Consider the following 14,744-nt stretch of genomic DNA (forward strand, 5'->3'; position numbering starts at 1 on the left):
GCAAATGTATAAAGTTTTTGTGAATGAAAAAAAATTATCGATTAGTAAATATCCTGAAGAGGTAGAAAAGAAACTTCGATATGAAGGTTTTTCGACTTTAGAAATTGCAATCGATCTTTTGGAAAACACCTCTTGCCCAGAACTTAATATTTACGGTAATGATCTTGAAGATATTTGGGAAGATTTCACCAACATGTTTAAAGTAATTGAAGCTGCGGGCGGTGTGGTAAGCAATCAAAAAGAAGAGATTTTGTTTATTCGCCGATTGAATAAATGGGATTTGGCAAAAGGAAAAATAGAAAAAGGCGAATCTCTAGAACAAGCTGCATTGCGCGAAATAGAAGAAGAAACTGGGCTTAAGGAACTTATTTTAGAAGATTATATCAACACTACTTTTCACATCTATACTGAAAGAAATGGTGAGAAAATACTGAAAACAACTTATTGGTTCAGAATTAGTTACGCCGGGAACTCAAAGCCAATCCCACAAATCGAAGAAGGAATCTCTGAAGTTTCATGGAAAAATGAAAAACAAATTATTGCAGAAGTTTTTCCAATGACCTTTGAAAACATCAAACTCATCCTTACTGATTTTTGGAATAAAGGCTAATCGATGAATTCTAAAATCTGTTCTAAAGCAATTCCACGGGAAGCTTTTAATAAAATATTTTTGGATTCTATCTTATTGCTTTTTAGATAATCCGAAAGTTCTTTTGAGTTTTGATAAGATTTCGAAAGATGATTTACTTTTTTAAATTCATTTCCTACCGTAATAATTTCATCAAAATGAAGAGAATTCGCAAGATTGATAATCGCTTGATGTTCCTTTTCTGATTCCTTACCCAACTCCAACATATCCCCGATGACAATGGTTTTGCTTCCACTAAAATTGCTGAAATTTTTTAAAGATTCGACCATCGAACTCGGATTCGCATTATAAGTATCCAGCACAAAAGTTTTTCCGTTTTTTTCTACCACCTGTGAACGCATATTGGTTGGCAAATAATTTTCGATCGCATTTTTGATTTGGTTAAAATTTAAGTCAAAATAGAAACCTATACTTGCCGCAGCACAAAGATTAGTGAAATTATAATTTCCTGTAAGCTTTGATAGCGCTTGATTCCCTTGGTAACTTACCCCAACTGAATTGTCTTTTGAAAACTCCTCAAATTGATAATCCGAAGCATCTGTTCCGAAAGTAATTTTGGGTTGATACCCTTCTGTTTTTTCAACTTGAATGAGATCATTTTCGTTCACCAAAATCGTTTGTGAATTATTTTTTAAATAATCATATAATTCTGATTTCCCTTTAATCACTCCTTCGAAACCGCCGAATCCTTCGAGATGCGCTTTCCCAAAATTGGTGATATATCCCAGATTAGGTTGTGCGATATCACAAAGCAATTCGATTTCTTTTTGATGATTTGCGCCCATTTCGATTACTGCAATCTCGTGTTCTGGTTTTATCGAAAGTAAAGTTAGTGGAACACCGATATGATTATTGAGGTTTCCAAAAGTATATTGCACCTTATATTTCTGTGAAAGCACCGCATGAATAATCTCTTTGGTCGTGGTTTTACCATTACTTCCAGTTAAGCCAATCATTGGAATTTCTAGTTGATTTCTATGATGTTTTGCAAGATCTTGCAGAAATTTCAGCGTTGATGGAACATAGAAAATATTTTTGTTTTCATTTTCAAATTCCTTTTGTTCCACAATAACTGCCAACGCACCTTTGTCAATGGCATTTTCAGCCAATTGCGCGGCATTAAAAGTTGCTCCAGAAAAGGCAAAAAACACATCGTTTTTTTCAATAGTTCTGCTATCGATTGTTACTTTGGCACATTTTAAAAAAATCGGATAAAAGGAGATTGCATTCATAGGGGTCAAAAATAAAAAATCCTTCTGCATTAACAGAAGGATTTTTTAAATATTTTAATAAATTTTATCTTTTCGTTCTTCCTTTCCCGTTTGATTTTGCATCTTGTGACACACGGAAACCAACCCATGCATAAGCTTTTCCTTCATCACGGTATCTTCTTTGTCCCGGATCAAGCCAGTAAGCTGCATCTAACCAAGAACCACCTTTCACCACTCGAACTTCATTCGATACTCTGGTCGTTCTAGAGGTTTTATCTTTCTGAATTATTACTCTACCTCTACCATCAACAATAAATCTTTTATCTTTAGAATTATACATATTGTAGCCTAGTGTAGAACTGTCTTCTGCTTTACCGTAACCGGCATCTAATGAAGATTGAAAGTCACCATCTCGGAAGTTTCTGTTATCTGCAACCACTTCTCTTTCATACTGACCTGGTAATCCTTTATAAATTAATTGACCATTGGCTAAGGTATCGTATTTAGGAGTGCTTATTTTTCTGATTGTTCCATCCGCATTTCTCACTACTTCTTTGGTTACATTTCCTCTAAAATAATTAAAATCGCTAGCTTCTTCATCGATAATTGGTCGATAAACATCTGCAGTCCATTCTGACACATTACCATACATCCCAAAGATTCCTAAATTGTTAGCAGGATATTGTTTTACGTCAGCTGTCATGGGGGAACCATCATTTTTCCAACCAGCAACTCCGGAATAATCCCCTCTTCCTTGTTTAAAGTTTTCTAAATACATTCCGCGGTTTCTACCTTTCGTACCTTTCAATTGTTCAATTTCCGGCTTTTTGCTTGTATAAAGATTGTATTCTCTTTCTTTTTGCATTCCAAGCGCTGCAAATTCCCATTCTACTTCTGTTGGAAGACGGAATTTTGCAACAACTCCAGAATTTGCATTTCTGTTGGCAGCAATAAGTCGTTGATTACTTGTTCTAATACCAGTCTTCTGCTGCAAGCGTTGTTTATTGATATAGGTTTCCATTTCAGGATCATTTCCTTTATATTTATCTAATGTAAAGGCACCTGCACCTTGATTATTCGAATCATTAGTGTACAAATCTCTAGAAACAATGCCTTGTTTCATCAATTCTTTTTCAGTCGCTCTGTCCGTTAACCATTCGCAATATCTTGATGCTTGCAGCCACGAAACTCCAACTACAGGATAGTAGTCATACTCTGGTGACCGAAAATAGGTTTCTGCAAAATCGTTTCTAGATAATTTATTATTCCAAACTAAAGTGTCTGGAAGTGCACCATTATAAATTTCTTTAAAATTAGGATCAGATGGAGGGAAAACATATTTTAACCAAGTTACATATTCTCTATATTCGTAATTGGTAATTTCAGTTTCGCCGATAAAAAAAGAACTCACCTGCATTCTTTTTGGGGTATTGTTCCAATCATGCATTACATCATCCTGAACCAATCCCATGGTAAATGTTCCACCTTCTACATAGACCATTCCTGGCCACCCTTTTTGTGTTTGTTGTTTTCCGGTAAAGAACCAACCTTTCGGATCGTTCGCTTTCCAACCAGTTTTACTTATAAATTGCTTTTTCGTGCCCCCACCATTTTTCACGTTGCCGCCTCCACCGCAACTTATCAAAAGAACGGTTGAACTTAGCGCCATTATTGTAAACAACTTTAGTTTAGTCATAGTAAATTTAGAATTTATCAAGGTACAAAGAAAAAATAAATTATTTAATAAATCAAATTAAAGATTGATTTTTTTGCAAAACGTTAACAATTTAATTTTATTGTATCATATTATTATTTAATAATTTTCGTTTAATTTGTAACTGGCAAATTAACCCGCATAATGAAACGCAATTTAACTCTTTTTTTAGTATTTTTATTTAGTTCTATTTCCTTTTCACAAACCACCAAAATAGATTGGGAAGGAAGCACCGTCATTGATTACGGAAGTAGCAAAGTTACTGTTCCTTTCTTTAAGAACGAAAGTTTCGCGTATGAAGATGGCGGGGTTTATCTAAGAATGGTAGAAAAACAATCTGCTAACGACCGAAAAGTCACCAATTTGGTTTGGGAAAAAACATCCTCAAAAGAACTTTTCGACCTTAATGTCTACAGTCTTCCTACCGAAGATCAATCTGAAGTAAGTTATTATACCAATCCTTATACGCAAGAAAAAAGCACTAGTATTCGAGTAGCTACTTTAAAGTTTGAAAAAGGCACGATTTACCGACTCCATTCTTTCAGCATCGTTAATGTTGAGAAAAATGTGCAAAATAAAAATGGGATAAGTAAAATAGGAACTTCTGAAAATCCATTAAAACAAGGGAATTTTTATAAAATTAAAGTTGATAAATCAGGTGTTTTTAAAATCACAACAAAATTCCTGAAAGACAATGGAATTAATCCTGCCAACATCAATCCTAAAAACTTTAGAATATATGGAAATGGTGGATTGATGTTGCCAGAGTATAATAAAGATTTACGTTTTGATGCTTTACAAGAAAATGCAATACAGGTTTTCGGTGAAGAGGACGGCGTTTGGAACGAAGATGATTATGCTCTTTTCTATGCTCAAGGTCCTAATGGTTATAATCTGTACAAAAGCGGGAGTGGCAGCGGGAACAGAAGAATAGAAACACGAACTGATAAATCCAATAACTTCATCAATATTTATGAAGATTCAGCCTACTATTTCATCAATTTTGACACCGGTCCAGGAAAGAGAATTCAACCAAGTGATGTACCTACTAATTCACCCGTAATTTCTCGTTATGATGAATACCAATACATTAATGAAGAAAAATTTAATTTAATGAGAATTGGCAGAATCTGGACTGGTGATGCTTTTAATGGAAATAAAACAATCACTTTTACCACCAAATCTCCTATTCAACCGACCGATGTAATTTTATACCGCTCACGATATATTGCTTATCAATCGCAAGGCAATAAAATAACAGTGAATATCAATAATACCAATCCATATAATTCTTCGATTTCAGCAGATACTAAACAGGAATATCTGCCTATAACTTACAGCGGGTCGGTGAGTAATTTGCAGGGCAATCAGCTCTCGTTTAATTATGCACCAAATTCCGCCAGTAATCCTAATGGTAAATTTTATTTTGATTATGCCGAAGTTCAATATAAAGAAGATTTAAAATTTAATAACACTCAACTGAACTTTAGAAGTTATGATATTGTAGAGCAAAGCGGCAATACGTACACCTTTAATTTATCTGATGCCTCTTCGGTAGATCAAGTATGGCAAGTTTCAGACATTACCAATGTTGCTAAAAAAGTAAATAAATCCGGAAGTTCTGCGAATTTCAATTTTGGTTATATCGCCGACAATAAGCAATTTGTGAATGAATTCGTTGCCTTTAAAAACAGCGAAGCATTTGCTCCTGCGTTTGTTGGAAGAATCGACAATCAGGATTTAGCAGGCTTACAAAACATTGATTATCTAATGATTACCGTTCCAGAAATGATGGGACAAGCCCAGCGTCTTGCAAATTTTTACCAAGGGAAATATAATGTCGCAGTCGTTGATATCAATAAAATATACAACGAATTTAGTAGCGGCAGCAAAGATATTACGGCAATTAGAGACTTCGTAACCCGACTTAATACTCCAGCTGGAAAACTGAAATATCTTTTTATTTTAGGAGATGCTTCATATGATTACAAGGGAAAAAGTTATCCCGGATCAGACATTGTACCCAGTTACGAAAGTGAAGAAAGTGGCAATTACGCCGATTCATTTGTAACGGATGATTATTTTGTAATGACGGCTCCACAAACAGCCACCATGCTTAAGGATATGCTACCCGATCTACCTGTGGGCAGACTACCTGCAGCCAACATTACCGAAGCCAAATCACTGACTGACAAAGTATTAGCTTACAACAATGCATTACCAGGACAATCAACTCCGTTTGGGGAATGGCGAATGAAATTAGACTTTGTTGTAGATGATGATGCAGATAACAAAGTCCCTTTCCATAACACCATGAATAATGCGCTGAAAAGAGCAGAAATGGACAATGGATATGTTACCTATAAGAAGACAGATCCTCCATCAGATTATCATATAAATTATGTAAATAAAAAACCCGAATACAACATCCGAAAATTATATTTAGATTCTTTCCCCGCACAAATTTCATCAGGCGGTCAAAGATATCCCCAAGTCAACCAAGCGATATCAAATGATGTGGGTAATAGCCTTTATCTCTTCTATTTCGGGCATGGTGGAATTAATGGTTGGGCACAAGAACGCGTTTTAACAATTGATCAAATTCAGAATTTTAATAATTTTAATAATGTTTATTCCCGTTTTCCTTTAGTTTCTACCATTACGTGTGAATTTACGTTGTGGGATGATCCTGCAACTTTCTCTGCGGGTGAGCAAGTCATTAAATCAAAAAAAGGAGGAGCTTCTACCATGATTACTTCCAGCCGAGCGATTGGCGTAGGCTATGGAGAAGATTTTACTACCATTTTTACCAAACATATTTTTGAATTGGTTGACGATGATTTCAACAATCTAGGAGATGCTTTATTAAGAGCAAAATTTGAAAAAAAGGCTTCTTCAGAGCACCTTAAAGTTAATTTTCTGGGAGATCCTGCAACTAAACTAAGCCGCCCCAAAAGATTAATTACCATCGATGAAATTGATTCTCCTATTCCAGGACAACTTCAAGCGTTAGATTTTGTAAAAGTAAAAGGACATATCAATAAAGCCGATGGAACGATAGACACCACCTTCAATGGAAGAGTTGTTATTAATATCTTCGACAAAAGACTGAATAAAAAAACATTGAACAACGATGCTGTAGAGGTAATGGATCCTGTATTACTTTATACCGAAGAAGGCAGCCCAATTGTAAAATCTTCTGGTGTCGCAGTAAATGGCGTTTTCTCCGTAGAATTTTATATGCCAAAAGACATTAATTATGAACTTGGCGATGGAAGAATTCTAGCTTATGCCGACAACAAAGTTTTCGATGTCTTTAACAATCAAACCCAAACCATTGGAGGAATTAATCCGGACGGAATTAACGATACCGAACCGCCAAAAGTAAAATTATTCATGAACAACACCAACTTTGCGGATGGTGGAATTACCGATCAAAATCCCCTGCTCTTGGCTTGTATAACAGACGACAAAGGAATTAATTCAACAGGTTCGGGAATTGGTCACGATGTAACCGTAATTCTTGATGGCAAAATTATCGACACTGTAGTGCTGAACGATTTCTATTTTTCGGGGGACGGAAACGGATGCACCAATCCTTCCCTATCAGATTATCAAAAAGGAAACGTAACTTATCCTTTCAGAAATTTAACACCTGGTGATCATCAATTAACTTTTAAAGTTTGGGACATTAACAATAATTCTACAACTGCAACGTTAAACTTTATAGTTAAAGACGAAAGCAACCAAAATTTAATTGTTAAAAAATTATTAAATTGGCCCAATCCTTTTACTAACAAAACCTACGTTCAGTTTGAACATAATTGCGATGATGTTTTAGATGTAAATGTGCAAATCTATACCATCACCGGGAAATTAGTAAAAACAATAAGCACTACGGTAACTGCAGAACCTTTTTTCCAAGGATTCCGCACCCCGAGAACAGCAATAGAATGGGACGGGAATGATGATTTCGGAGATGCAGTGGGTAAAGGAACTTATATATTTAAAATTCTCGCACGCAGCCAAAACCAGGACAAATGCAAAGGAAGCGCAACTGCGGTAGAAAAAATGGTCTTATTAAAATAATAAATAACGATAAAAAATTGACTTTATGACATTGACTAAAAAACTATTTTTAGGATTAGGATTGGGAATCAGCATGATTGCTTATTCGCAAGTTCAGCCGGTTCTTACCGGTGCGCCATTCCTAAGGATATCACCCGATGCAAGAGCTGGAGGAATGGGTGACCAAGGGGTTGCAACAACTACAGACGCATTTTCACAATTTTGGAATGCAGCGAAATACCCGTTCAGCAAAACTACTTCTGCTATCGGGATCAACTATACGCCCTACATGAGTAAATTAACCAATGATGTTTTCTTACTTTATGGTGCTTATCATCAGTTTTTGGGAGATGAAGAAAGAGCTACGATTTCTGCGAGTATTTACTATTTTAATATGGGTGCGGTAGATCTTACCAAATTAGTAGGAACCGAGGTAGTACAAGAAGGTACAGCAAAACCAAACGAATTCTCAATCGATGTTGCTTATGCTTTAAAACTTTCAGACTACTACTCTATGGCGGTTACTGGTCGATTTATCCGTTCTGATTTGTCGGGTGGATTTAACTCAGACAGCACATTAAAACCCGCAAACTCTTTCGCTGTTGATGTTTCAGGATATTTCCAGTCAGAAAAACACTCGTCTTTTGGCGATTATGAAGGTCGGGCAAAAGCAGGTTTTACGGTTCAAAACTTAGGTCCGAGATTAGATTATACTGGTGATGATGAATCTAGATCTTATCTCCCAACCATGGCGAGATTAGGTGCAGGTTATGATTTATTCCTAGATGATTTAAACAGAGTTGGCGTGAACTTCGAAGCCTCTAAACTTTTGGTTCCCGGTCCTGATAATGTTGGAAAAGTTCCTAATGTAGGAGTAATCGACGGAATCGGAAAATCATTCAGCAATCAAAAAAGCATGATGTTCAGTGGTGCTGTAGAATATGAGTACGACAACGCATTTGCGGTAAGAGGAGGTTATTTCCACGAAAGTGTAGAACAAGGTGGCAGACAATACGCAACGGTTGGTGTTGGGCTGAAATACCAATCTTTCGGTCTTGATATGTCTTACCTAATTAATACTTCAAAAATCAATTCTGCTCTAGATAATACTCTAAGATTCGGACTTACTTGGAATATTGGTGAAGAATCTTCAAATGCACAGGATTATTAATTCCTTTTGATTTTTTTTTAAATTAATAAAGTCTCAAGAAATTGAGGCTTTTTTTCTATAATAATCTGTTAAATTTGTAAAATGAATTACGCAACCAAATTAAAAAAATTTGCAACCAGCCAGGCGATTTCCTCGGCGGTTCGTATTTCGTTGGCGATTGTTATACCAAGTGTAATACTGGCTCATTTTGGCTTACTAAAAGAATTTTTTCTCTTTCCACTTGCAACCAGTTTTGTAGGACTTACCGATCAAACCGGTCCTTTTATCCGTAGAAGAAATGCTTTAATCCTTGCGATTGCTTTTTTTTTCCTCATATCACTTGTCGCCAGTTTTGTCAAAAATTTTCCGATTTTAATTTATCCTGAAATTATTATTTTCAGTATTTTCTTTACCATGATTGGTGTTTATGGTCAGCGGCTCGCTGCAGTTGGTTCTTTATCATTAGTCGTCCTGGGAATTTTTATAGATGGGCATTTGACGGGAGATAATATTATAAAAAGTTCCCTGATTTTTCTTGCAGGCTCCATCTGCTATTTCCTAATTTTCTTGATCGCTTCGAAAATTCAACCTTACAAATTGGCGGGTCAAATGATTGGTGAAAATTATCTTGAACTTGCAAAATACCTCTCATTAAAATCAAAATTCTATTTAAAAGATCCAAATTTTGAAAGTCTTTATTCACAGATTATTACCAAGCAGATTGCTATTAAAAATCTTCAAGAAGAAACACGAGAAACCGTTTTTAAAACCAGAAAAATCGTAAACGAATCCACGACTACTAGTCGATTGCTTATGCTGATGTTCCTCAATTCAATTGATTTACACGAGAAACTGATGACTTCTGAAAGTGATTACCGTAAGGTTCAGGAAAACTTTGGGGCTACAAAATTTTTGCACTCTTTGGGAGAATATCTGCAAATGCTTTCAGAGGAAATGAGCAATATCGGAATCGCACTACAAAGTGGATCCAAAGCAAAGCCTATTCGCAATATCGATGAATCGCTAGAAAAAATATATAACAATTATTTTGATTTAAGAAACAGCAAACTGACGCCCAAAACGCTGGAAGATTTCATGACCTTGCGCTTAATTCTAAACAGAATTACAGTTATTTCTGATGAAATAAAAACCATTTACAAAGTCTTCAGCCAAAATCTAAAAATGGCAAAAAGTCTTTCTACCGGCTTGGATGTTGAGAAATTTGTAACCGCAGAAGAAAAACTCAATAGTAAAATATTTTTTGCCAATTTCTCATTACAATCTTCGCACTTCCGCCATGCCGTTCGGATTACAGTCGCTTTAGTAGTTGGTTATTTTATTTCCCAACTTGAGTTTTTAGGAATTGGACATTCTTATTGGGTATTTATAACCATCGTTGCGATTCTGAAACCTGCGTACGCCACTACGAAACATCGAAACCTTTTGCGATTATACGGGACAGTTGCTGGAGCCTTGGTGGCTTATGCGATTTTATATTTCATTCCTTTTCAGAATGTGTTGTTTGCACTTTTTATATCGGCGATGGTTCTGTGTTTTGCTTTTCTGAAATCCAATTATTCAGTGGCGGTTTTTTTCATGACCATTTATATTTTTCTTGCCTTTAATATTTTAAACCCCGGAAATCTAAACAACATTTTTAAAGACCGAATTCTAGACACTATCATTGCCGGTGCGGTAGCATTCGTGGTTTCCTACTTTGTTTTACCAGTTTGGGAACATACCCAAAACTTAGATTTCATGAAGAAATCTGCCGACAGCAATTTCAAATACTTTTCTGCGGCGATGGCTTTTTTTAAAGATGAAAACATTGGTATTCAAGATTACAAACTCAAAAGAAAAGCGGCAGTTATTGATCTGGCTAATCTTTCTGATAATTTTCAAAGAATGATTTCTGATCCAAAAAACCAGCAAAAGCAATTAGAACATCTCCATCAGTTTGTCATTACCTCTCATTTGATTACTGCATATATCGCATCATTTTCTCAATATTCTGAGACTTCAAAACATTATCCGGAAATTGATTTTAATAGTTGGGATTTAAAAATTTCTGCAGAATTGGTGCGAACGAAATTAATTTTGAATCAAAAAAATCTCCACCAAAGTATTTTACAAGAAAGCAATCTCGAACCTGAAGATTCTGTAGAAACCCTACTCGAAAAGAGGAAAAAAGAATTGCAAGAAAATGAATTTTTTGATCGGCGCGATCCGAGCAGAATCACCCATTTAACCGAACTGAAAAATTTAAAAGAAATTCTAGAATTAATTTATGATGTGGCAAGAGAGCAAAGAAAAGTTGTTGAAAATCTAGAGCCAGAAATTCAGTCAACAATCGTTAAACAGTAATTTTCGAAAAACTCAACCCGCGCTTTATACAAATCAGAAACATGCTCATCATGCACTCTGCATTGAATATCAAAAGGAAAATCAATAGAGAACGGTTTTACTTCGTAATGTTTTTTCAGCGACCAATAATTAGAATGATGGATTTTGTATAAACTTTCTTTCAAAGACCAAATCACGGTGAGATAGGCAACTTTTTTGTCTTCCTCTATAAAACCACTCTCCTCTTCTTGTAGAAATTTATGCTGAATTCTTTTAATTTTATCATTAAATGGTTCGATATCGATCCCAACTTTATTTTTAGAAATTGCCAAAGCCGCAAAAGGAAACGAGTGCGTTACTGAAATTTCATAATCGTTGGGGAACAAATAAGGTTCTCTTTCTTTGTAAAGAATTTTGTGATTGGGCAATACCGATTTCAAGATTTTTCTTACCAAAAGAAGTTCCTTCAATTTCGTTGGATGATATTCTTTTATTTTATCGAAATTTTCTTTTTCGAGTAAAAATTCGGGATTCAAGTCTTCGTCTTCATGGTATTTCCAAAGAAGAATGGTTGCAGTATCATCTGAAAAATCCCTGTATAATGGCATTTGATAATATTAAAGGTTAAAATTAGTCATAATTATAAAATAGACAAAATGAATTTCAAAATGATAACTAACTGTTTTTTAATAATTTGTACAAATAGTTAGTTATTATTATCTTCGACTAAACTAAAAAATAAACTATGAACAGAAGAAAATTTTTAAAAAAATCCTCTACAGGAGTTGCCGCAGCAGCATTATTACCATTACTTTCTTTCCAAAGCAGAAATTTTCTTAGGCAAGATCTATATAGAGCAGCCGAATTGTTTAAAGAAAATGGCAGAACATGGTTATTTGATTTTTGGATCTATCCTATTCTCTATGAAAATTTTAACGAATCTACGCCAGAAGATAAGAATCTAATCCTTAAAGGGCACAACGATCGTACTATAATAAAATTAATGTATAAAGCAGAATCTTTGACTCAAAAAACGATCGATAATAAAAAACTTAATTTTATTCTATACAAAATAGAAAAAGACAAAATGATTGCGGGCGATTATAAATTTGCAAAAGAAAATTTTGGAAAAGAGATCATATTAGAGATTCATGATAAATGTCACGCAATTATTAGAAATGAAAAATTAAAGCTTGAACTTAAATTTGGTTTTAGTGAAACTCTTGAAGAACCTGCTTGTTTTTTAACTTCTGCATGTGTATTTCAAAAAGGACTTCCCGATGATTGCAAAGAGCTTACTTTACTAAGATCTTTGCGAGAAAATGTGATGAAACCCAACGCAAAATACAGTAATTTAATTTCAGAATACGAAATTATTGCCCCAAAAATGCTGATTAATATTAATAAAGCATCTAATAAAGATGAGGTTCTCGATTACATTTATACCCATTTGGTACAACCATCGGTAAACTATATAGAATCTGGGAAAAATGAAGAAGCAATTCTGCATTACACTGATTTTGTACAGGAAATGAAAAATCATTATTTGTAAAAAAGCAACATTAATATCAATTACGGTTACTCACTGTCTCTTCATTAAAAAAGAGATTTTGTATATTTGCAAAAATTTTTTCAATTAGATGGAGACTACAACACAATACGTTCCTTACAAAGTGAAGGACATTTCATTAGCCGATTGGGGCAGAAAAGAAATTAAATTAGCCGAAGCAGAAATGCCTGGTTTAATGGCGATCAGAGACGAATATGGCCCTTCTCAACCTTTGAAAGGAGCGAGGATTGCAGGTTGTCTTCACATGACGATTCAAACTGCAGTTTTAATTGAAACTTTGGTGGCACTGGGTGCAGATGTTACTTGGTCTTCTTGTAATATTTTCTCTACTCAAGATCATGCAGCAGCAGCAATCGCAGCAGCAGGAATCCCAGTTTACGCTTGGAAAGGAATGAACGAAGAAGAATTCGAATGGTGTATCGAACAAACTGTATTTTTCGGTGAAGACAGAAAACCTTTGAACCTAATTTTAGATGACGGTGGCGATTTAACCAATTTGGTTTTCGATAAATACCCGGAATTAACCGCAGGGATTAAAGGACTTTCTGAAGAAACCACAACCGGCGTTCACAGATTGTACGAAAGAATGCAAAACGGAACCTTGGTAATGCCTGCAATTAACGTAAATGATTCGGTTACTAAATCTAAATTCGATAACAAATACGGCTGTAGAGAATCTGCTGTAGATGCGATTAGAAGAGCGACAGACGTTATGTTGGCTGGTAAAAGAGTGGTCGTTTGTGGTTACGGAGATGTTGGTAAAGGAACTGCTGCTTCTTTCAAAGGTGCCGGTTCAATTGTTACCGTAACTGAAGTTGACCCGATCTGTGCGCTACAAGCCGCTATGGAAGGCTTTGAAGTTAAAAAACTGAGTACTGTAGTTGAAAACGCAGACATCATTATTACAACAACTGGTAACTTTAACATTGTTAAAGGAGAAGATTTCAAAAGAATGAAAGATAAAACCATCGTTTGTAATATCGGTCACTTCGATAATGAAATCGATATGGCTTGGTTAAATGCGAACTACGGCGATACCAAATTTGAAGTAAAACCACAAGTTGACGTTTATAATATCGACGGTAAAGAAATCATTATTTTGGCAGAAGGCCGTTTGGTAAACCTAGGTTGTGCAACAGGACACCCGAGTTTTGTAATGAGTAATTCATTTACCAACCAAACTTTGGCTCAGATTGAATTGTGGACTAATTCTGCAGCTTATGGAAACGAAGTATATACTTTGCCAAAACATTTGGACGAAAAAGTAGCTGCTTTACATCTTGCAAAATTAGGCGTAGAATTAGAAACTTTAACCGAAGACCAAGCAAAATATATCGGTGTTGAGGTAAAAGGGCCATTCAAACCAGAATATTACAGATACTAAGAAAAGAAAATTTTAATAACATGAAAAAAAGCGGAGATTTTTATTCGCTTTTTTAATTTTTTTTTGAAACGTATTTGATATAAAGAGGCTGTCCGAAAAGTAAGGACAGCCTTTTTTAAGTTATTTTTTTGCAGCAGCATCTTTTTCGATTTGCTTTATTTCCTTTAGTTTCTCTGTAATTTTTGCAACAGCTTCCGGATTACCTGTTTTCAAAGCAACCGTCGCTTTGGTGAAATCCCATTTGAAAACCAAATCCACCGAGTTTTCATCAATTGGATTGATTGCAATTTCGAACCATTCTTGTTTTTCAGACATTTTCTGAACGGGAACAGTAACATCGATGACATTCAGCTTTTCATCAAAAGTATAAGCGCCCCATTGTTGAGAATCTTTGTTCAAAATGATTTTCCATTCTTTTTCGGTAGGAATTACAAACAAGCCGTAAGTTCCTGCAGAAACCATTTTTCCACCAAAATTAACCGATTGTTCGAACGTGATTTTCGTCGAAGAGTTTGCCCCGGCTCGCCAAACTTTTCCGAAAGGAACGAGTTCGCCGAAAATTTTTCTACCTTTTACGCCAGGTCTTCCGTAATCTACCGTGATTTTAGACATTGAGAATTGTTGATCTACTTTCTGGCGCGGACTTGCCGTAGGA

Annotated in this window: 10 protein-coding genes; 6 read left to right on the forward strand and 4 right to left on the reverse strand. The window is 35.3% G+C overall.

What is annotated here, in order from left to right; translation table 11 throughout:
- On the forward strand, positions 1 to 610 hold a 610-nt coding region (locus WBY99_RS02730; protein WP_423974814.1), incomplete at its 5' end, for an NUDIX hydrolase.
- Here the strand turns inward: WBY99_RS02730 and WBY99_RS02735 are convergent.
- Both WBY99_RS02735 and gldJ read right to left on the reverse strand, forming a co-directional pair.
- A complete protein-coding gene (locus WBY99_RS02735) occupies positions 607 to 1,881 on the reverse strand; it encodes a UDP-N-acetylmuramoyl-tripeptide--D-alanyl-D-alanine ligase (protein WP_423974815.1) in 1,275 nt (424 codons plus the stop codon). The two genes, WBY99_RS02730 and WBY99_RS02735, sit on opposite strands and share 4 nt — an antisense overlap.
- A 64-nt stretch (positions 1,882 to 1,945) precedes the next feature.
- A complete protein-coding gene (gene gldJ / locus WBY99_RS02740) occupies positions 1,946 to 3,556 on the reverse strand; it encodes a gliding motility lipoprotein GldJ (RefSeq protein WP_423974816.1) in 1,611 nt (536 codons plus the stop codon).
- 162 nt (positions 3,557 to 3,718) lie between these two features.
- Here gldJ and porU point away from each other — a divergent pair, with 162 nt between their 5' ends.
- The 3 genes from porU (at position 3,719) to WBY99_RS02755 (ending at position 11,156) form a co-directional block, all read left to right on the forward strand.
- The gene (gene porU, locus WBY99_RS02745) at positions 3,719 to 7,663 is read left to right on the forward strand and encodes a type IX secretion system sortase PorU (RefSeq protein ID WP_423974817.1); all 3,945 of its coding nucleotides are present in this window, start codon (positions 3,719 to 3,721) and stop codon (positions 7,661 to 7,663) included.
- A gap of 25 nt (positions 7,664 to 7,688) precedes the next feature.
- On the forward strand, positions 7,689 to 8,813 hold the full coding sequence (gene porV / locus WBY99_RS02750; RefSeq protein WP_423974818.1) for a type IX secretion system outer membrane channel protein PorV: 1,125 nt from the start codon (positions 7,689 to 7,691) through the stop codon (positions 8,811 to 8,813).
- An 81-nt stretch (positions 8,814 to 8,894) separates the two neighbouring features.
- Positions 8,895 to 11,156: an FUSC family membrane protein gene (locus WBY99_RS02755; RefSeq protein WP_423974819.1), complete on the forward strand. Its 2,262-nt coding sequence runs from the start codon at positions 8,895 to 8,897 to the stop codon at positions 11,154 to 11,156.
- Here the strand turns inward: WBY99_RS02755 and WBY99_RS02760 are convergent.
- Complete coding sequence (locus WBY99_RS02760; RefSeq protein WP_423974820.1) at positions 11,132 to 11,743, reverse strand: 4'-phosphopantetheinyl transferase superfamily protein; 612 nt, start codon at positions 11,741 to 11,743, stop codon at positions 11,132 to 11,134. The two genes, WBY99_RS02755 and WBY99_RS02760, sit on opposite strands and share 25 nt — an antisense overlap.
- A 137-nt stretch (positions 11,744 to 11,880) precedes the next feature.
- Between WBY99_RS02760 and WBY99_RS02765 the strand changes: the two genes are divergently transcribed.
- Positions 11,881 to 12,687 carry a twin-arginine translocation signal domain-containing protein gene (locus tag WBY99_RS02765; protein ID WP_423974821.1) on the forward strand — a complete coding sequence of 269 codons (807 nt, stop codon included), beginning with the start codon at positions 11,881 to 11,883 and terminating at the stop codon, positions 12,685 to 12,687.
- Between the two features lie 88 nt (positions 12,688 to 12,775).
- The gene (gene ahcY / locus WBY99_RS02770; protein WP_423974822.1) at positions 12,776 to 14,089 is read left to right on the forward strand and encodes an adenosylhomocysteinase; all 1,314 of its coding nucleotides are present in this window, start codon (positions 12,776 to 12,778) and stop codon (positions 14,087 to 14,089) included.
- Between the two features lie 120 nt (positions 14,090 to 14,209).
- On the opposite strand, the gene WBY99_RS02775 is transcribed toward ahcY, so the two are convergent.
- Positions 14,210 to 14,744: DUF2911 domain-containing protein (locus WBY99_RS02775; RefSeq protein ID WP_423974823.1), on the reverse strand; the 535-nt coding region annotated here is incomplete at its 5' end.

The sequence above is a fragment of the Kaistella sp. genome (assembly GCF_049588135.1).
Taxonomy (GTDB): domain Bacteria; phylum Bacteroidota; class Bacteroidia; order Flavobacteriales; family Weeksellaceae; genus Kaistella.